The organism is Brevibacillus thermoruber 423, assembly GCF_000454065.1.
Lineage (GTDB): Bacteria > Bacillota > Bacilli > Brevibacillales > Brevibacillaceae > Brevibacillus > Brevibacillus thermoruber.
The window spans coordinates 271655-290525 of sequence record NZ_ATNE01000001.1 but is presented as its reverse complement, the minus strand read 5'-3'; the positions used below and the strand labels follow the sequence as shown (position 1 = coordinate 290525).

Here is an 18871-nt window from a genome sequence, read left to right as displayed (position 1 = left end):
GATATACAAGGCACGATAATGTTCGTGCCTTGTTTTTCACCATCTTGCGTTTTTTCGGCCGCAGCCCTCGTATCGGCGGCTGCACACTACCTCTTTGACAGCAGAGGAGGAGATACATATGCTAATCCCCATGGTCATTGAACAGACGAACCGCGGCGAGCGCGCGTACGACATTTACTCGCGCCTGCTGAAGGACCGGATTGTCTTTCTCGGCAGCGAGATCGACGATGAAGTGGCCAACCTGGTGGTCGCCCAACTGCTGTTCCTGCAGGCGGAAGACCCGGATAAGGACATTCAACTCTACATAAACTCTCCGGGCGGTTCCGTGACGGCGGGCATGGCCATCTACGACACGATGCAGCACATCAAGCCGGACGTGTCCACCATCTGCATCGGCATGGCGGCCAGCATGGCAGCCGTCCTGCTGGCGGCGGGGGCAAAAGGGAAGCGGTTTGCCCTGCCGAACAGCGAAGTGATGATTCACCAGCCGCTCGGCGGCGTACGCGGCCAGGCGGAGGACATCCGCATCCACGCGGACTGGATTTTGAAAACGAAGCGCCAGCTCAACCAAATCCTGGCGGAACGGACGGGTCAGCCATACGAACGTGTGGAAAAGGACACCGATCGTGACCACTTCATGAGCGCAGAGGAAGCCAAAGCGTACGGATTGATTGACGCCATTATTGAACGGAAAAACTGACCCGTTGTGAGGTGAAGCGCATGTTTAAGTTTAACGACGACAAAGGCCAGCTGAAATGCTCCTTCTGCGGCAAATCGCAGGAGCAGGTGCGCAAGCTGGTGGCCGGGCCCGGCGTGTACATCTGCGACGAGTGCATCGAACTGTGCAACGAAATCGTCCAGGAAGAGCTGGGCACGGAAGAAGAAATCGACATGAAGGAAATCCCCAAGCCGATGGAGATCCGCAAAATCCTGGACGACTACGTGATCGGCCAGGATCTGGCGAAAAAATCCCTCTCGGTGGCGGTGTACAACCACTATAAACGGATTAACTCCGGCGCCAAGATCGAGGATGTGGAGCTGCAAAAGTCGAACATCCTGCTGATCGGCCCGACCGGAAGCGGGAAGACGCTCTTGGCCCAGACGCTGGCGCGGATTCTCAACGTGCCGTTTGCCATCGCCGACGCCACTTCCCTCACGGAAGCGGGGTACGTGGGCGAAGACGTGGAAAACATCCTGCTCAAGCTGATCCAGGCAGCCGATTACGACGTGGAGAAGGCGGAAAAGGGCATCATCTACATCGACGAGATCGACAAGGTGGCCCGCAAGTCGGAAAATCCGTCGATCACCCGCGACGTATCCGGCGAAGGCGTGCAGCAGGCGCTGCTGAAAATTCTCGAGGGGACGGTTGCCAGCGTGCCGCCGCAGGGCGGTCGGAAGCATCCGCACCAGGAGTTCATCCAGATCGACACGTCCAACATCCTGTTCATCTGCGGCGGGGCGTTTGACGGCATCGAGCAGATTATCAAGCGCCGTCTGGGCAAAAAGGTGATCGGGTTCGGCACCGACTTCAGCGACGGCGTCAAAGGCGACCTGAAGCCGGGCGAGTACCTGAAGTACGTGCTGCCGGAAGACCTGCTCAAGTTCGGGCTGATTCCGGAATTTGTCGGCCGTCTCCCCGTGCTGGCCACGCTGGAACCGCTGGACGAGGAAACACTGGTCCGCATCCTGACCGAACCGAAAAACTCGCTGGTGAAGCAGTACCAAAAACTGCTGAGCCTGGACGGCGTAGAGCTGGAGTTCGAACCGGGAGCGCTGACGCAGATCGCCAAGGAGGCGATCAAGCGGAACACCGGCGCCCGCGGACTGCGCGCCATCATCGAGCAGATCATGCTCGACATGATGTACGAACTGCCGTCCCGCGAAGACATCAGCAAGTGCGTGATCACCGAAGAAACCGTGCGCGACAAGGTGAAGCCGCAGTTGATGACCAAGGAAGGCCGCGAACTGAAAAACGAAAGCGCGTAACCGGCACTGCTGGAAACGCCAGCCATACCACCCCGATCGTCGGGGTGGTTTTTCGTTTGCGCTCCCGTTCGCCCGGCCGGCTGTGCCCGCCCAAGCGGCGGGGAATGCCGGATCGGCTTGTTTACGCCCGCGATTGCGAGGCAATACTACTCAATATAGTTCACGAGACGCTTTTTGATTGGATCACTGTATCAGGAAGGAACTTCTCGCGATCGCGGCCTGATACGGCAAACACAAGCATCCTCGAGGGAAGAACCGGCTTTTGCCGTGTTGACTGCAACAGAAGCGTTTCTTCCGGAAGCGGTGCGAACAGTGAGCGTGGGAGGGTTAACGGATGGACTATACCACATTGGTGATTGCCTGCATCGAAGTAGTCGTCGGGATCATCATAGGAACCTATTTCTGGAATTTGCTCCGCGCCCAGCGGACGACCAAAACATCGAGTGACCGGGAGTCGCGCAAGGACCTGGACCAACTGCGGCGGATGCGGATGATCGCCTTGACGGAACCGCTCTCGGAGAAGACCAGGCCGTCCAAGCTGGAAGAGATCGTCGGACAGGAGGATGGGCTGCGCGCCCTGCGTGCCGCCTTGTGCGGGCCTAATCCGCAGCATGTCATCATCTACGGTCCGCCGGGCGTCGGCAAGACGGCAGCCGCCCGCGTCGTGCTGGAAGAAGCGAAGCGGAATCCGCTGTCGCCGTTTTCCAGCGACGCCAAGTTTGTGGAAATTGACGCGACCATTGCCCGCTTTGACGAACGGGGCATCGCCGATCCGCTGATCGGCTCCGTGCACGATCCGATTTACCAGGGGGCAGGTGCCTTGGGGCAGGCAGGGGTTCCCCAGCCGAAGCCGGGGGCGGTGACCAAGGCGCACGGCGGCATGCTGTTTCTGGATGAAATCGGCGAGCTGCATCCGGTGCAGATGAACAAGCTGCTGAAAGTGCTGGAAGACCGCAAAGTGATGCTGGAGAGCGCCTACTACAGCGAAGAGAACACGCAGATACCGTCCCACATCCACGAGATTTTCAAGTACGGACTGCCGGCCGATTTCCGCCTCGTGGGAGCGACCACGAGGATGCCGGAAGAGCTGCCGGCGGCGCTCCGCTCCCGGTGTCTGGAGATCTTTTTCCGACCGCTCAAGCCGGCGGAGATCGGGAGCATCGTCCGCACCGCCGTCTCCAAGATGGACATGACGATGGAGGACGAGGCCGTCGGCGTCATCGAACGGTACGCCACCAACGGCCGGGAAGCGATCAATACCCTGCAGATCGCCGCGGGGATCGCGCTGACCGAGGGGCGTTCGACGATCCGCGCCGTCGACGTGGAATGGGTCGTGCACAGCAGCCAAAAGTCGCCGCGCCAGGAAAAGCGGGTGCATGACTCGCCGCAGGTGGGACTGGTCAACGGCCTGGCCGTGTACGGCCCCAACATGGGCAGCGTGATGGAGCTGGAGGTGACCGCCAGCCGGGCGGCGGCACCCGGGGCCGGCCGCGTCACCATGACCGGCCTGGTCGAAGAAGAGGAAATGGGCAGCCGCAGCCGGACGATCCGGCGCAAGTCGATGGCCAAAGGCTCGATCGAAAACGTGCTGACCGTGCTGAACCGGCTGGGCGTCCAGCCGTACGATTACGACCTGCACATCAACTTTCCCGGCGGCGTGCCGGTGGACGGTCCCTCGGCGGGCATCACGATTGCCGCCGCCATTTATTCGGCGATCAAGGAGAGGCCGGTGGACAACCTGGTTGCCATGACGGGGGAAGTGAGCATCCACGGCAAGGTCAAACCGGTCGGCGGCGTGGTTGCCAAGGTGGAAGCGGCCCGACAGGCGGGGGCGAAACGCGTGCTGATTCCCGAGGAGAACTGGCAGTCGCTGTTTGCCGATATGAAGGGCATCGAGGTGATTCCCGTCTCCACCGTCCAGCAGGCGATCGAGCTGGCTCTCCTGGCGGAACCGGAGACGGAGAGCGCCGGTTTCACCCTGCAGCTTCCGGCGGAAGATCTCGCCTCTTCGCCCCTGTCGTTGTAACGGCGGTGCGCCCGGAGATTAGACATCGGATTCCGTTTGCGCTACAATGATAAAAAGCTTCACTGCGAAGCTTCCGCGATGTTCAAAAACGGCTGTCGGAGCCGTTTTTGCATGTTAAGCAGGCAATTCGTACAGATCAAGGAGAGGTGCATAAGCTTGGGCGAACGTTCCGGTAAACGAGAGATACCGCTTCTCCCGTTGCGCGGGCTGCTTGTGTATCCATCCATGGTTCTCCATCTGGATGTGGGACGGGAAAAATCAGTCCGCGCCCTGGAGCAGGCCATGGTGGATGACAATCAGATCCTGTTGGCGACGCAGGAAGAAGTCCACATAGAAGAACCCAGCGCCGAGCAGATCTACAGCGTCGGCACCGTTGCGCGGGTCAAACAGATGCTGAAGCTGCCGAACGGCACGATCCGCGTCCTCGTGGAAGGCCTGCAGCGGGCCCGAATCGAGGAATACCTGCGGCAGGATGACTTCTTCCAGGTCTCGATCACGTACCTGGAAGAGGAAAAGGCCGACGAAAACGAAGTGGAAGCGCTGATGCGCGCCGTGCTGAGCCATTTTGAACAGTACATCAAGCTGTCCAAAAAGATTTCGCCGGAGGCGCTTACCTCGGTAAGCGACATCGAGGAACCGGGACGGCTGGCCGACGTGATCGCCTCCCATCTGCCGCTGAAAATGAAGGACAAACAGGAGATTTTGGAGACGACCAACATCAAGGAGCGGCTCAACATTCTCCTCGACATCCTCAACAACGAGCGCGAGGTGCTGGAACTGGAGCGCAAGATCAGCAACCGCGTCAAGAAGCAGATGGAGCGGACGCAGAAGGAATACTACCTGCGCGAGCAGATGAAAGCGATCCAAAAGGAGCTAGGTGAAAAGGACGGGCGGCAGGGTGAAGTGGATGAACTGCGCGCCCAACTGGAGAAATCCGACGCCCCCGAACGGATCAAGAACAAGATCGAGAAAGAACTGGAGCGCCTGGAGAAGATGCCGACCACGTCCGCCGAAGGAGCGGTGATCCGGACCTACATCGACACGCTGCTGTCCCTGCCGTGGACGCGCAGGACCGTCGACAATCTGGACATCCGTCACGCGGAACAGGTGCTGAACGAAGACCACTACGGGCTGGAAAAGCCGAAGGAGCGGGTGCTGGAGTACCTGGCGGTGCAAAAGCTGGTCAATTCCATGCGCGGTCCCATCCTCTGTCTGGTCGGTCCTCCCGGCGTGGGGAAAACCTCGCTCGCCCGCTCCATCGCGCGTGCCCTGGAGCGGGAGTTTGTCCGCATCTCGCTCGGCGGAGTGCGTGACGAAGCGGAAATCCGCGGCCACCGCCGCACCTATGTGGGAGCGCTGCCGGGCCGCATCATCCAGGGGATGAAACAGGCCGGCACGATCAACCCCGTCTTTCTCCTGGACGAAATCGACAAGCTGGCCTCCGATTTCCGCGGCGATCCGGCTTCCGCGCTGCTGGAAGTACTGGACCCCAACCAGAACGACAAGTTCAGCGACCATTACATCGAAGAGACGTATGATTTGACCAACGTGATGTTTATCACGACGGCCAACAGCACGCATACGATTCCCCGTCCGCTGCTGGACCGGATGGAGGTCATCTCCATCGCCGGCTACACCGAGCTGGAAAAGCTGCACATCATGCGCGACTACCTGCTGCCCAAACAGATGGAGGAGCACGGGCTGGGCAGGGATAAACTGCAGATGAACGAGGACGCGATGCTGAAGGTGATCCGTCAGTACACCCGGGAAGCGGGCGTGCGCAATCTGAACCGGGAGGCGGCCAGCATCTGCCGGAAAGCGGCCAAGCTGATCGTCAGCGGCGAGAAAAAGCGGGTCGTGGTGACGCCCAAAACGGTGGAGAGCCTGCTTGGCAAACCGCGCTATCGCTACGGCTTGGCCGAGCGGGAGGATCAGGTGGGGTCTGTAACCGGCCTGGCCTGGACACAGGCGGGCGGCGACACGCTGAACGTAGAGGTGAGCATTCTGCCCGGCAAGGGGAAACTGACGCTGACCGGTCAGCTCGGCGACGTCATGAAGGAGTCGGCCCAGGCGGCGTTCAGCTACATCCGTTCCCGCGCCGCCGAGTGGAACATCGACCCCGAGTTCCACGAGAAAAACGACATCCACATTCACGTGCCGGAAGGAGCGATCCCCAAAGACGGTCCATCCGCCGGCATCACCATCGCCACGGCGCTCGTCTCCGCCCTGACCGGCATCCCGGTGCGCAAAGAGGTGGGCATGACCGGTGAGATCACCCTGCGCGGCCGCGTGCTGCCGATCGGCGGACTGAAAGAGAAGGCGCTGTCCGCTCACCGGGCCGGACTGACGACGGTGATCCTGCCCAAGGAAAACGAGAAGGACATCGAAGACATCCCGGAAAGCGTGCGAAAGGACTTGAAGCTGATCACGGTGGAACACATGGACGAGGTCCTGCGCCACGCGCTTACCCGGCAAGCGGTTGGTGAAACGCGATGAAGATCACATCGGCCGAATTTGTCGTCAGCGCCGTCGGACCCAAACAGTACCCGACAGATGGCCTGCCAGAGATCGCTCTGGTGGGTCGCTCCAACGTGGGCAAGTCCTCGCTGCTGAACAAAATGATGAATCGCAAGGGGCTGGCCCGCACCAGCTCCAAGCCGGGGAAAACGCAGACGCTGAACTACTTTCGCGTCAACAACATGCTCTACTTCGTCGACTTCCCCGGCTACGGCTACGCCAAAGTGGCCAAGTCGCTGAAACAGCAGTGGGGCAAAATGATTGAAAATTATCTGAAACAGCGCCAGGAGCTGCGGTTTGTGATTCAGTTGGTGGACATCCGCCACGCGCCCAGCAAGGATGATGTGGCGATGTACGACTGGTGCAAGGAAATCGGCATTCCCACCGTGGTCGTGGCCACCAAGGGGGACAAAATCGCCCGCGGCCGCTGGCTGCAGCATACGAAAGTGATCCGCGAACAGCTCCAGCTGCGCGGCGACGATGCACTCATCATCTTCTCCTCGGAAACGGGACAGGGACGGGACGAACTATGGGGCGAAATCATCCGCCGCTTGCGGCAGGAAGACGAAACGGCCCCCGAAGCTGAGCAGGATCTCTCCGGCGCGGCGCCGGAAACGGCGGAAACGGGCAGCTCCCCGTCGTAACATCAGCGGGAAGAGAGGGGTGTCCGTGCACAACCGTGAGTTTTTTCCCGTTCGCGGGGTAATTGAAGGCTATTACGGCACTCCGTGGACAAACGCGGAGAGGCTGGACATGATCCGCTTTTTGGGGCGTCACGGGTTTAACGCGTACTACTACTCGCCCAAGGACGATCCCTATCTGCGGGAACGCTGGCAGGAGCCGCATCCGCCCGAGGCCCTGGAGCAGATGGAGGGCTGGATGGCGTGCGCCCGGGAGGCAGGGGTGCGATTTGTCTACTGCCTGAGTCCCGGCCTGAGCATGGAGTACGCCAACGACGGCCATTTTTCCCGCCTGTTGGCAAAGTACCGGTCCATGTACGAACGGGGCGTGCGCCACTTCGCCCTGCTGTTTGACGACATCCCGCTGGCCTTGATGCATCCGGCGGACGTGAGCCGCTACCGCACGCTGGCGGAAGCGCATGCGGATGTGGCGCTGAGGCTGCGCGAGGCGATGGACGGCTGGGAGGAGCGGGTGGAGCTGACCGTTTGTCCCGCCCAGTATCACGGCATGGGCGACGAACCGTACATCACGGAGCTGGGACGTCGCCTGCCGGCGGCGATCGACCTGTTCTGGACCGGCCGCTTTGTCTGTTCGCCGTATCTGCCCGAGGCGGACGCCCGCTTTTTTGCGGAACGGACGGGGCACAAGCCGCTGATTTGGGACAACTATCCGGTAAACGACCTGGCGATGGCCGATGAACTGCACATCGGCCCGCTGCGCAACCGCGATCCCGGCTTGTGGCGGCACGCTGCCGGGTATGTGGCCAACCCGATGGCACGGGCGGAGAGTTCGAAAATTCCGCTGCTTACGACAGCGGCGTACCTGCGCGATCCGGAAGGGTACGATCCAGCCTCGGCGTGGTCCCAGGCCGTGGAAGAGGTGGCCGGACCGGAAGACGCCGCCGCCGTTCTCCGCTTCGCCGACAACGTGCAGGGCTCGTTTCTCAACGAGACGGAATCGCCGGCACTGCTGGAGGCGTTTCTGCAGTTTCGCTTTCAGTTTTTGTACGGGGACCGGCAGGCGGGACTGCGCATGCTTGGGCGTGTGTTTGCCGATATGGAGGAGACCGCCCTGCACCTGCTGGAGCGGATGCGCAACCGCAAACTGGCCGCCGAGATCGGCGGCTGGGTGGAGAAGTACCGGCATTGGGCCAAGGTCGGGCAGGCGGTTACCGCCATGATCGAGGCGGGCACAAGCGGCCGGACGCTCCGGGCGGCGTATCACCTGCTCCGGCTGAAGCACTGGATGAAGCGGACCGAACGGCTGCCGCAAAAGGTGTGCGGCAGCGTGATGAAGCTGTTTGTGGAAGCGGTGCTTCTGGAATTGAAACAGACGAGGTAGCAAACCGGGCTCCACGGTCAGCGTGGGGCCTGGATTGTGTTTTATGGGGGACGGTCGTCGGGAATGACGAGTGGGGGCAAACCAAACCGGACCGGGCGCCGTGAAAAAACGGGACTGGCACGCAAGCCAGCCCCGTTTTTTCATCCGTCACTGCCCATCACGCCGACTCCCGGCGGCCGGCTTCCTGATTTCTCCTGATGCGCCGGCTTTTCCACCACTCCAGGATCGGCAGCTCCGCCAGGATCATCCCGGAAAAGATCAGGAAGCAGCCCGCCAACTGCCGCGCCGTCAGCACTTCGTGAATCCACAGGTACGAAGTGAGGGCGGCAAACACCGGCTCCAGGGAGAAGATCAGCGCCACGCGGGTGGAGCTGGTCTCCTTCTGCAGCGCCGTCTGGGCCAAAAAGGCGAGCGCGGTGGCGAAGATGGAGGTCACGATCAGGCCGCGGACCACTTCCGGCGCAAACAGGACCGCCGGGTCGAAGGCGAGGCGCCAGTCTTCGAACAACAACGCGTACCCCCAGCTCAGCGCGGCCACCGTCCCCAACTGGACGATCGCCAGCGGGAGGGCAGGAAAACGCGGAGCGTATTTGCCGGTGGCGACGATCTGCAGCGCAAAGCAGATGGCGCAGCCGAAGACCAGCACGTCGCCGAGGTTGAACGCAAGCGTCGAGGTTTGCGTCAGCAGGTAGAGCCCGCAGGCGGCGATCAGGGTCCCGGCGACGGCAGCCGGTTTGACCCGGTCGCGCAGGATCAGAAAGGAAAACAGCGGGACCAGCACCACCGACAGTCCGGTAATAAAGCCCGCTTTGGACGGTGTGGTGTACATCAATCCAACCGTCTGCAGGGCGTAGCCCAGACAGAGCCAAAATCCGATCAGACATCCGGCCTTGATCAGCGGGAAGCTCCAGCTCCGCAGCTGCTCGCGATCGATCAGACAGTGGATGGCGAGCAGAAAGAGGGTGGCGATGGAAAAGCGCACCGCGTTGAAGGCGTTGGGCGGCAGAGCGGCGATGGCCTGCTGGACGACGAGGAACGTGGCTCCCCAGACAAACGCGATCAGAAACAGGGTCACGTCAGCCATCCATTGTTTTTTCAACAGTCGTTTCTCTCCTTCCAAATGATTCAGACGATTGCAAACGTTCCGGTTCCATGCCTGCATGATAAGGCAAACCGGCGGGGAAAGCAAGCACAAGCGGAAAACCGCTTGGCAACCGGGAGCAAATATCGGAAAATAAAGAAAAATAAAATAGAGGGGGATTCACATGAACCAGTCCGTACTTCGGTCGCGGCGGGCCCGCCGGGCGGAAGCCAAAGTCACCCGCACCGCTCAGCGGTTGGCCGAGCTGCTGGCGGGCAGCAGCGGGTTGGAGGAGAAACGGGAAGCCGTCCGGCAGATCCTGGACGAGCAGTTGGGGAATCGGGAATACTTCGTCATCGTCGATGAGACGGGGTACGGTCACATCCATACCAACCGGCTGCGGGAGGGCATCGTGTTTGATGACGAGGTGGGGCGGCGGGCGGCCGCCACGCGCGAGGTCTTGTCCCAGCTTTACCTGCGCAACACGGGGGAGCGGCTGATCGACACCGCCGCTCCGATCGGCACGTTTGGCGGCAGGCGGTACGTCCTCCGGATGGGGACGATTCTGCACCGCCCGTTTTTGGGACCGGCGCTGATCGGTCTCGGCTGTATCCCGCCGCTGTGCGGATGGGCGGCCATGCTTGGGAAGGGCCTGCCGCTTGCGGATGCGTCGGTGTGGGCAGCCGTTTCGCTCGGCGTGGGGCTGATCGGAGGCTTTTGGTTGTACCGGACCATGCGCGCCAGCCTGCAGGAATGGCGCGAGCTGACCCGGGCCGTCTCGTCCGGCGATCTGACCCGGAAAATCGTCACCCGCTCGCGCAATGAATTTCACCAGACGGGGCTGGAATTAAATAAGATGGCGATCGGCATCCAGAACATCGTAAGCGAGATCGCGGGCGCGGCGGACATCACGGGGGAGATCAGCCGGAACCAGGCGCAGCAGGCACGGGAACTGCGGGACACCTTCGACGAGCTGAGCGGCATGATGCAGCAGTTTCAGTCGGGGACCGAGGAGCAGGCCCACGCGGCCGCCGAAGCGGTCGAGCGCCTGCAGGAAATGACGGCCATGCTGACGGAGATGCAGGCGGCGCTGAACAAGACGAGAGAGATGAGCGGGAGCGCCGCGATGACCACGGAGCGGGGCAACCATGCGGTGGAGACGGCTTCCCGCCAGGTGGGACAAGCGGAGTCCGGCATGGCCGAAACGGCGGAAGCGATCCGCCATCTGGCACAGGCTGCGGAACAGATCCGGCAGCAGGTGGCGGCGATCACCAAGATTGCCCGGCAGACCAACATGCTGGCGCTCAACGCATCCATCGAGGCGGCCCGCGCCGGGGAACACGGCCGGGGCTTTGCCGTGGTGGCGGCGGAGATTCGCGAGCTGGCGGAGGAGACCGCGCAGTTTGCGGACAACATCCTGTCCACCGCAGCCGCCATTCATGCGGACGTGACCGAGACTGCGGAAGGAGTGGAGCGCCAGTTGGGCGACCTGCGACTCTCCAGCCGTCACGTGCGGGAAGCGGGCGAGGCAATCCGCAGCCTGCAGGTGGTGGTGGACGCCAACCAGGCGCTGTCGGCCCAGAACGCCGAGAGGGCCGAGCGGCTCGTCCAGCACTGCGGGGCGATCGGCCAGACGCTGACCCAGGTGAAGACGATCGCCGGCCAGATTGCGGAGAGCGTCTCGGCGGCGGCCAGCGCAGTCGAGCAGCAGGCAGGCGGCGTGCATCTGCTGGCTGAGGAAGCGGGGACGCTGGCCGAGAAGACGATGGCGCTGCAGCGAATCACGAAGCGGTTTCGCGTGTAGCATAGAGACCCAGGTGCACCCGTTAATAAACTTTTCACAATTACAACTGGTCGTTTGGGGACATAATGTTATAATAATAGTGCATTTTACACAGAGCCGGCTGGCATGTAATACTGGGAGGACGTTATGGATATCCTTTTGCTGGGTCTCAATTACAAAACAGCACCAGTCGAAATTCGGGAAAAATTCACGTTCAGCGATGACGGGACGGCACGCGCTCTTCATCTCCTCTCCCAGACGAAGAGCATCGCGGAATGCGTCATTCTCGGAACGTGCAACCGCACGGAAATCTACGTGGTCTGCGACCAGTTGAACGTGGGGCGGGACTACGTGCTGAGATTTCTGGCGGAGTGGTTTGGGGTCGACAAAGAGTCGTTCAAGCAGCATCTTTATATAAAAGGAAACGAAGAAGCGATTGAACACCTGTTCCGCGTCGTCTGCGGCCTTGACTCCATGGTGGTGGGCGAGACGCAAATCCTCGGACAGGTGCGGGACGCCTTCCTGCTTGCTCAGCAGCTCGAGACGACCGGCACGGTGTTCAACATGCTGTTCAAGCAGGCGGTCACGTTTGCCAAGCGGGCCCACACGGAAACGGGGATCGGCCAAAACGCCGTCTCCGTCAGCTACGCCGCGGTGGAACTGGGGAAAAAGATTTTCGGCTCCTTCGCGGGCAAGGAAGTACTGATCGTCGGCGCGGGCAAAATGAGCGAGCTGACCGCCAAACACCTGCACGCCAACGGTTCGCAGCACGTGCGGGTCGCCAACCGGACCTTGGAGCGTGCCCGGCTTTTGGCGGAGAAATTCAAAGGGGACGCCTGTACGATGGAGCAGCTCCCTGAGGCGCTGCTCACCGCCGACATCGTCATCAGCTCCACGGGAGCTGCAGGCTATGTGATCACCAAGGACCAGCTCATGCCGATCATGCAGCGGCGCAAACACCGTCCGCTGTTCATGATCGACATCGCCGTGCCGCGGGATCTGGACCCCAGCCTGCACGACCTGGACAACGTGTACCTCTACGATATTGACGATCTGGAGGGCATTGTCGCCAGCAACCTGGCGGAACGTTCCCGCGAGGCGGAGCGGCTGGAAGGGATGATTGCCGATGAAATCGTCGCCTTCACCACCTGGTACCAGACGCTGGGCGTATCACCGCTGATCGCCGCGCTGCGTGAAAAGGCGGAGGCCATCCACAGCGAGGGGATGCGCAAAATGGAGAACAAGCTGTCCAACCTGACCGAGCGCGAGCTGCACATCATCCGCAAGACGACCAAGGGCATGATCAATCAATTATTGCACGATCCGGTCGTCCGTTTGAAGGAGTTGGCAGCCAAGTCGAACGGGGAAGACGTGTTGGACATGTTCTCCGCCATCTTTGCGCTGGAAGAGATCCTGGAGCGGTTCGAGCGGGAAGCCAACTGGGAAAAAGAGAAAAAAAAACACTTGTCCACTCGTGAGCAGGTCTTTGCGTCCCGCGTCCGCGAGTAGATACCGAAATGGAAAGAGAGGAGAGCGTACATGGCCGACGCGAGATGGATCTACGACTTGACGATCTTTCTCTACGCTGCAAGTGTTCTCTTCTATTTCAACGACTTCTTGCAAAGCAACCGGAAAGTCAACCGTCTGGCTTTCGGGTTGCTTGCTGTCGTTTGGGCCTTGCAATCCGCTTTTTTCGTCTCACAGATGGCGGAGAAATCCTACTTTCCCGTCATCACGCTGTTTGAGACGCTCTTTTTTTATTCCTGGGTGCTGGTCACCCTGTCGCTCGTGATCAACTATTTTTTTCGCATCGATTTGCTGGTTTTTTTTACCAACGTGATCGGCTTTGTCGTGCTGGTGCTCTCTATGTTTTTGCCGGAGACGCCGCTGACGGCCGTATCGGAGACGCTCACGTCGGAACTGCTCTTGATCCACATCACGCTGGCGATGTTCAGCTACGGGGCGTTTTCCCTGTCGATGATCTTTTCGGCCATGTATCTCCTGCAGCATAAAATGCTGAAAGAAAAGCGCTGGACGCCGCTTTTACGGCGGCTGCCCAGCCTTGACATGCTGGAAGTATACGCGTACCGGATGAACGTGGTCGGGGTGCCGATGCTGCTCTTGGCGATCATCCTCGGGATCATCTGGGGCAAGCTGGTCCTGCCGGAAAAGTTCTGGCTCGATGCCAAGGTGCTGCTGTCGATCCTGGTGCTGGGGGCGTATTCGTACTGGCTGTACAAGCGCTTCAGCGACACGTGGCAGATGCGGCGGCTGGCCCAGTTTAACCTGACGGCGTTTCTGCTGCTGCTGGTCAACTTTCTGGCCACCGACATCTCCAAATTCCACAGTTGGCTGTAACCGCCATGCAAGGAGGCTACCATGAGAAACTGGAAGGTGGGAACGCGCCGCAGCATGCTGGCGCTCACCCAGACCAATTGGGTCGTGGACCAATTGAAACGGCTCGCGCCCGAAGCGGCATTTGAACTGCATGAAATCGTCACCAAAGGAGACCGCATCCTGGACGTCACGCTGTCCAAAGTGGGCGGCAAGGGGCTGTTCGTCAAGGAAATTGAGCAGTCGCTGCTGGACAAGGAGACGGACCTGGCCGTGCACAGCCTGAAGGACATGCCGGCGGAACTGCCGGAAGGGCTGGTGATCGGCGCGATTCCGAAACGGGTGGACCCCCGCGACGTGCTCTTGTCCAAGGACGGCAAGACGCTGGATGAGCTGCCGCACGGGGCGCTGGTGGGCACGAGCAGCCTGCGCCGCTCCGCACAGCTTTTGGCCTACCGGCCGGACATCCAGATCGAATCGCTGCGCGGCAATATCGACACCCGCATCCGCAAACTGAACGAAGGCAATTTCGACGCCATCATCCTGGCAGCGGCCGGACTGGAGCGGGTCAAGTGGGACGGGACGATCAGCCAGTACCTGCCGGTGGAGATCAGCGTGCCGGCTGTCGGGCAGGGGGCATTGGCCATCGAGTGCCGGGCCGACGACGAGGAGACGCTCGCGCTTCTGCGCCGCCTGGACGACCCGCCGACCCGCCTGGCGGTGACGGCGGAGCGCAGCTTCCTGCACCGCCTGCAGGGCGGCTGCCAGGTGCCGATCGGGGCTTATGCCACCGTGGCGGAAGCGTCGGGCGATGCCGTGCCGACGGTGACGCTGACCGGACTGGTCGCGTCGCCCGACGGCAAACGGGTGTTCAAGCGGACGGCCACCGGCACCGATCCGGCCGCACTCGGCCGTGAGCTGGCTGAAACCCTGCTGGCGGAAGGAGCCGGCGAGGTGCTGGCAGAGGTGCAGAAGGAGAATCAGGGATGAACCGGCCGGCGCCGCTTGGAGAGGATCGCCTGCCGCTTTCCGGCGTCCGGGTGATGGTGACGCGGGCCCGCAGCCAGGCCCGCGAGCTGGTGGAAAAGATTGAGGCGCTGGGCGGCGAGGCATACGTGTTTCCGCTGCTGAAAATGGTGCCGCCGGCCGACACCGGACCGCTCGACGACGCGATCGCCCGCCTGGATGCGTTTGACTGGGTGATGTTCACCAGTGTCAACGGCGTCCGCTTCTTTCTGGATAGAATGCGGCAGTTGGGCGTGAGCCCGGACCGGATGACCGCCCGCGTGGCGGCGGTGGGGCCCAAGACGGCGGCCGAACTGGACAAACACGGCTGGACGGCGGACGTCATTCCGTCCGACTACGTGGCCGAGGGCATGCTCGCCGCGCTCCGGGGGCGTCTGGCACCGGGCCAGCGGGTGCTGCTGCCGCGGGCCGACATCGCCCGCAAGACGCTGCCGGACGAACTGCGCCGCATGGGGCTGCAGGTGACCGAGGTGGACGCCTACGAGACGGTCATCGACGGCGAGGGCGCCCCGGAAGCGGCGGAGCGGCTGCGGCGGGGGGAAATCGACGCGATCGCGTTTACCAGTTCATCCACGGTGCAGCACTTCATGCAGGTGATGGCCCCGTACGGGTTGGACGGCTTGCTGGTCTCCGTGCGGATCGTCTGCATCGGGCCGGTTACGGCCGAGACAGCCAAACGCCTCGGCCTGCCGGTTCACGCCGTGGCCAGGGAGTACACGGTGGACGGCTTGTTGCAAGCGTTGACAGCAAATCTGGGAGGGGATGTACATGGCACTCACATTTGACCGTCATCGCCGGCTGCGTTCCAGCGCGGCGATGCGCAGTTTGGTACGCGAAAACCACGTTCGTGTGGAGGATCTGATCTACCCGATCTTCGTGGTGGAAGGATCGAACGTCAAGGAGGAAATTCCCTCCATGCCGGGCGTCTATCACTTCTCGCTGGACCGCCTGAACGAGGAGATCGATGAGGTGGCGGCGTTGGGCATCCAGTCCGTGCTGGTCTTCGGCGTGCCGGAGCACAAGGATGCCTGCGGATCGGAAGCCTACAACGACGACGCCGTGACGCAGCGGGCCATCCGTCAGATCAAGGAGAGACATCCGGAGCTGGTCGTCATCGCCGACACGTGTCTCTGCCAGTACACCGACCACGGTCACTGCGGCGTGCTGCACGACGGCGACGTGGTCAATGACGAATCACTGAAGCTGCTGGCGGCGACGGCTGTCTCGCAGGCGAAAGCGGGAGCGGACATCATCGCGCCGTCCAACATGATGGACGGCTTCGTGGCGGCGATCCGCGCGGCGCTGGACGAAGCCGGCTTTACCCACGTGCCGATCATGTCCTACGCGGTCAAATACGCCTCGTCGTTCTACGGTCCGTTCCGAGACGCGGCTCACTCCGCGCCCAAGTCCGGCGACCGCAAGACGTACCAGATGGATCCGGCCAACGCCCGCGAAGGGCTGCGCGAAGCGGCTTCGGACGTGGCGGAGGGGGCTGACTTCCTGATGGTCAAACCGGGGCTGGCGTTCATGGACATGGTGCTGCGCCTGCGGGAGTCCTTCCATCTGCCGATCGTCGTCTACAACGTGAGCGCCGAGTATTCGATGGTCAAAGCGGCGGCGGCCAACGGCTGGATCGACGAAGAGCGGATCGTGATGGAAACGATGGTCGGCTTCAAGCGCGCCGGTGCCGACCTGATCATTACCTATCATGCCAAAGACGTGGCAAAATGGCTGGCGAGGTGAGCGGACGATGAACATGGAGAAATCGGTCCGGCTGTTTGCGGAAGCGCAGCAGTACATACCGGGTGGAGTAAACAGCCCGGTGCGGGCGTTTAAAAGCGTGGGCGGCAATCCCGTCTACATCGCCAAAGGGGAGGGGGCCCGCGTCGTCGACGTGGACGGCAACACCTACATCGACTACATCGGCTCCTGGGGGCCGCTGATCCTGGGACACGCCCACCCGAAAGTGCTGGCGGCGATCCAGGAAGCGGCCGCGCTCGGCACCAGCTTTGGCGCTCCGACCGAACGGGAGACGGAGATGGCCAAACTGGTCTGCGAGATCGTCCCGTCGGTCGAAGTGGTGCGGATGGTCAACTCCGGCACGGAGGCGACGATGAGCGCGCTCAGGCTGGCGCGCGGCTACACCAAGCGGAACAAGATCATGAAGTTCGAGGGCTGTTACCACGGGCATGCCGACAGCCTGCTGATCAAGGCGGGGTCCGGCGTGGCCACGCTCGGACTGCCCGACAGCCCCGGCGTGCCGGAAGCGACGGCCATCAATACGATCACCGTACCGTACAACGATCTGGAGAGCGTCAAGATGGCGTTCGAAGCGTTCGGCGACGATCTGGCCGCGGTGATCGTGGAACCGGTTGCCGGCAACATGGGCGTCGTGCCGCCGCAGCCGGGCTTTCTGCAGGGCTTGCGGGAGATTACGCAGCGCTACGGAACGCTGCTGATCTTTGACGAGGTGATGACCGGCTTCCGCGTCGCCCGCGGCGGCGCCCAGGAGCTGTACGGCATCACGCCGGACCTGACGACGATGGGCAAGGTGATCGGCGGCGGCCTGCCGGTCGGCGCATACGGCGGCAGGCGGGACATCATGCTGCAGATAGCCCCTGCGGGACCGATCTACCAGGCGGGTACCCTGTCCGGCAATCCGCTGGCGATGGCCGCCGGATTGACCACGCTGCGGGAGCTGGGGCAGGAAGGGGTCTACGAGCGGTTGGAAGCACTCTCCGCCCGGTTGGCCGAAGGACTGGCGGACAACGCCCGCAAGCTGGGCATCCCGCACACGGTGAACCGCGTCGGCTCCATGGTCTGCCTGTTCTTTACGGAGACGCCGGTCGTCAACTACGAGACGGCCAAGACGTCCGATCTGGAGCGCTTCTCCAAGTATTTCCGCCACCTGCTGGAAGAAGGCGTAATGATTCCGCCGTCCCAGTTCGAGGGCATGTTCGTCTCGCTGGCCCACACGGAAGCGGACATCGAGCGCACCATCGAAGCCAGCTACAACGCGATGAAAAAGCTGTAAGCCGGCACACGGCGAAGAAAAGCTGCAGGCGCCCGCACTGCCGGGAGCGTTGAGATAACAAAAGTCCCTGTCCGGTTGCGGCAGGGACTTTTGTTTTGGAGGATTATCTCCCCAGTTCTTTCCAGTATTCAAAGGAGTGGATCGCCACTCCCGCAAAGGAAGGGTGCTCCGCCATGAGTGCGGGCAGCTTGTCCAGTTCGCTGTCCATGTACGCGCTGCCTTCCTCGAAAAAGGTGATGAAATTGCCCTCGCTGCTCTGCTTCGTTTCGACGGCGACAAGCACCTTCTTGTCGTACCGGTCGGCCATCTCCAGTTCCTGCGTCACGATCGAGGAGATGCTGTTCGGTCCGGCCGCCCGGTCGCGGTAAGCCATCACGGTCACGTGATCGTGCTTGGCGATCATCCATTCGGCCAGCGAGGTGTCAGGGCTGCCGGGGATAGGGGTATTGTCCAGCCAAAACGGCAGGTCACAGCCAATCTGCAGCGAGGGATTCTGCCTGATTTTGCCGACGTACGCCTCCACGTTGCCCATCCACTGCCGGATGACCGCTTCCCGGTCCGTTTTCCACGCGGGCAGGACGTACGGTTCGATGTCCAGGTGAATGCCGGTGATTTTTTCATGGTCGCCGGCCGCAAGATTGTACTGGTTGACCCAATCGACCAGGGCGAGGATGTCCTGCCGGTTTTGTTCCAGCCCCCAATCGGCTTTCCCGCCCAAGGCGTGCACGTCGATCCCGGCGGCGCGGGCTTTGCCGATGAACGGCCGGTAATACGCGGGGGTGAGCGAGGTGTCGATTTTCAGATACAGCAGGGTCACGCCTTGCTCCGCGGCAAACGAGAGGATCTGATCCGGCTCCGAGGCGGTCAGGTACGTTTGCCAGAGCCATGTGGCTTTCAGCGCCTTCTCTTCGGCAGGATTTACTTGGGCAGTTTTCACTTCGGCAGTGTTCTCTTCGGTGGAGAGTCCTGTCATAAATACGCTCAGCACGATAAGCAGGATAAGTGCCGGACGAGATGCATGTGTCATGACGCTTCCTCCAGGTGTGATCAGAGTCGTGAACG

Annotated in this window: 15 protein-coding genes; 13 read left to right on the top strand and 2 right to left on the bottom strand. The window is 61.7% G+C overall.

Annotation, left to right across the window (positions count from 1 at the left end; genetic code table 11):
• Positions 1 to 112: 112 nt before the first annotated feature.
• From clpP to M516_RS0101360, 6 genes are all read left to right on the top strand, one after another.
• Positions 113 to 700 (top strand): ATP-dependent Clp endopeptidase proteolytic subunit ClpP, encoded by a 588-nt coding sequence (gene clpP / locus M516_RS0101385; RefSeq protein WP_255309773.1) that lies wholly within the window; start codon positions 113 to 115, stop codon positions 698 to 700.
• A 20-nt stretch (positions 701 to 720) separates the two neighbouring features.
• A complete protein-coding gene (clpX, locus tag M516_RS0101380; RefSeq protein ID WP_029097521.1) occupies positions 721 to 1986 on the top strand; it encodes an ATP-dependent protease ATP-binding subunit ClpX in 1266 nt (421 codons plus the stop codon).
• Between the two features lie 334 nt (positions 1987 to 2320).
• A complete protein-coding gene (lonB, locus tag M516_RS0101375; protein ID WP_029097520.1) occupies positions 2321 to 4012 on the top strand; it encodes an ATP-dependent protease LonB in 1692 nt (563 codons plus the stop codon).
• Positions 4013 to 4168: 156 nt separating this feature from the next.
• A complete protein-coding gene (gene lon / locus M516_RS0101370) occupies positions 4169 to 6508 on the top strand; it encodes an endopeptidase La (protein WP_029097519.1) in 2340 nt (779 codons plus the stop codon).
• The gene (yihA, locus tag M516_RS0101365; RefSeq protein ID WP_029097518.1) at positions 6505 to 7173 is read left to right on the top strand and encodes a ribosome biogenesis GTP-binding protein YihA/YsxC; all 669 of its coding nucleotides are present in this window, start codon (positions 6505 to 6507) and stop codon (positions 7171 to 7173) included. Before lon ends, yihA begins: the two co-directional genes overlap by 4 nt.
• Before the next feature lie 25 nt (positions 7174 to 7198).
• Positions 7199 to 8551 carry a protein O-GlcNAcase gene (locus M516_RS0101360; protein ID WP_035288696.1) on the top strand — a complete coding sequence of 451 codons (1353 nt, stop codon included), beginning with the start codon at positions 7199 to 7201 and terminating at the stop codon, positions 8549 to 8551.
• Positions 8552 to 8708: 157 nt separating this feature from the next.
• Here M516_RS0101360 and M516_RS0101355 read toward each other — a convergent pair whose 3' ends face one another.
• On the bottom strand, positions 8709 to 9650 hold the full coding sequence (locus tag M516_RS0101355; RefSeq protein WP_029097516.1) for an EamA family transporter: 942 nt from the start codon (positions 9648 to 9650) through the stop codon (positions 8709 to 8711).
• A 166-nt stretch (positions 9651 to 9816) separates the two neighbouring features.
• Here M516_RS0101355 and M516_RS0101350 point away from each other — a divergent pair, with 166 nt between their 5' ends.
• From M516_RS0101350 to hemL, 7 genes are all read left to right on the top strand, one after another.
• The gene (locus M516_RS0101350) at positions 9817 to 11436 is read left to right on the top strand and encodes a methyl-accepting chemotaxis protein (protein WP_029097515.1); all 1620 of its coding nucleotides are present in this window, start codon (positions 9817 to 9819) and stop codon (positions 11434 to 11436) included.
• A gap of 126 nt (positions 11437 to 11562) precedes the next feature.
• On the top strand, positions 11563 to 12924 hold the full coding sequence (hemA, locus tag M516_RS0101345; RefSeq protein WP_029097514.1) for a glutamyl-tRNA reductase: 1362 nt from the start codon (positions 11563 to 11565) through the stop codon (positions 12922 to 12924).
• A 30-nt stretch (positions 12925 to 12954) separates the two neighbouring features.
• Positions 12955 to 13773 carry a cytochrome C assembly family protein gene (locus M516_RS0101340; protein ID WP_029097513.1) on the top strand — a complete coding sequence of 273 codons (819 nt, stop codon included), beginning with the start codon at positions 12955 to 12957 and terminating at the stop codon, positions 13771 to 13773.
• A gap of 21 nt (positions 13774 to 13794) precedes the next feature.
• Positions 13795 to 14739 (top strand): hydroxymethylbilane synthase, encoded by a 945-nt coding sequence (hemC, locus tag M516_RS0101335; RefSeq protein WP_029097512.1) that lies wholly within the window; start codon positions 13795 to 13797, stop codon positions 14737 to 14739.
• Positions 14736 to 15560: a uroporphyrinogen-III synthase gene (locus tag M516_RS0101330; protein ID WP_051188060.1), complete on the top strand. Its 825-nt coding sequence runs from the start codon at positions 14736 to 14738 to the stop codon at positions 15558 to 15560. Before hemC ends, M516_RS0101330 begins: the two co-directional genes overlap by 4 nt.
• Positions 15544 to 16518 carry a porphobilinogen synthase gene (gene hemB / locus M516_RS0101325; protein ID WP_029097510.1) on the top strand — a complete coding sequence of 325 codons (975 nt, stop codon included), beginning with the start codon at positions 15544 to 15546 and terminating at the stop codon, positions 16516 to 16518. The genes M516_RS0101330 and hemB overlap by 17 nt, the downstream gene beginning before the upstream one ends.
• A 7-nt stretch (positions 16519 to 16525) precedes the next feature.
• A complete protein-coding gene (hemL, locus tag M516_RS0101320) occupies positions 16526 to 17809 on the top strand; it encodes a glutamate-1-semialdehyde 2,1-aminomutase (protein ID WP_029097509.1) in 1284 nt (427 codons plus the stop codon).
• A gap of 103 nt (positions 17810 to 17912) precedes the next feature.
• On the opposite strand, the gene M516_RS22510 is transcribed toward hemL, so the two are convergent.
• Complete coding sequence (locus M516_RS22510) at positions 17913 to 18836, bottom strand: hypothetical protein (RefSeq protein WP_051188059.1); 924 nt, start codon at positions 18834 to 18836, stop codon at positions 17913 to 17915.
• Positions 18837 to 18871 lie beyond the last annotated feature (35 nt).

Coding starts and splice junctions, on each gene's coding strand:
- clpX (WP_029097521.1), top strand. CDS start 721: ATGTTTAAGTTTAACGACGACAAAGGCCAGCTGAAATGCTCCTTCTGC.
- lonB (WP_029097520.1), top strand. CDS start 2,321: ATGGACTATACCACATTGGTGATTGCCTGCATCGAAGTAGTCGTCGGG.
- yihA (WP_029097518.1), top strand. CDS start 6,505: ATGAAGATCACATCGGCCGAATTTGTCGTCAGCGCCGTCGGACCCAAA.
- M516_RS0101350 (WP_029097515.1), top strand. CDS start 9,817: ATGAACCAGTCCGTACTTCGGTCGCGGCGGGCCCGCCGGGCGGAAGCC.
- hemA (WP_029097514.1), top strand. CDS start 11,563: ATGGATATCCTTTTGCTGGGTCTCAATTACAAAACAGCACCAGTCGAA.
- M516_RS0101340 (WP_029097513.1), top strand. CDS start 12,955: ATGGCCGACGCGAGATGGATCTACGACTTGACGATCTTTCTCTACGCT.
- hemC (WP_029097512.1), top strand. CDS start 13,795: ATGAGAAACTGGAAGGTGGGAACGCGCCGCAGCATGCTGGCGCTCACC.
- M516_RS0101330 (WP_051188060.1), top strand. CDS start 14,736: ATGAACCGGCCGGCGCCGCTTGGAGAGGATCGCCTGCCGCTTTCCGGC.
- hemB (WP_029097510.1), top strand. CDS start 15,544: ATGGCACTCACATTTGACCGTCATCGCCGGCTGCGTTCCAGCGCGGCG.
- hemL (WP_029097509.1), top strand. CDS start 16,526: ATGAACATGGAGAAATCGGTCCGGCTGTTTGCGGAAGCGCAGCAGTAC.
- M516_RS22510 (WP_051188059.1), bottom strand. CDS start 18,836: ATGACACATGCATCTCGTCCGGCACTTATCCTGCTTATCGTGCTGAGC.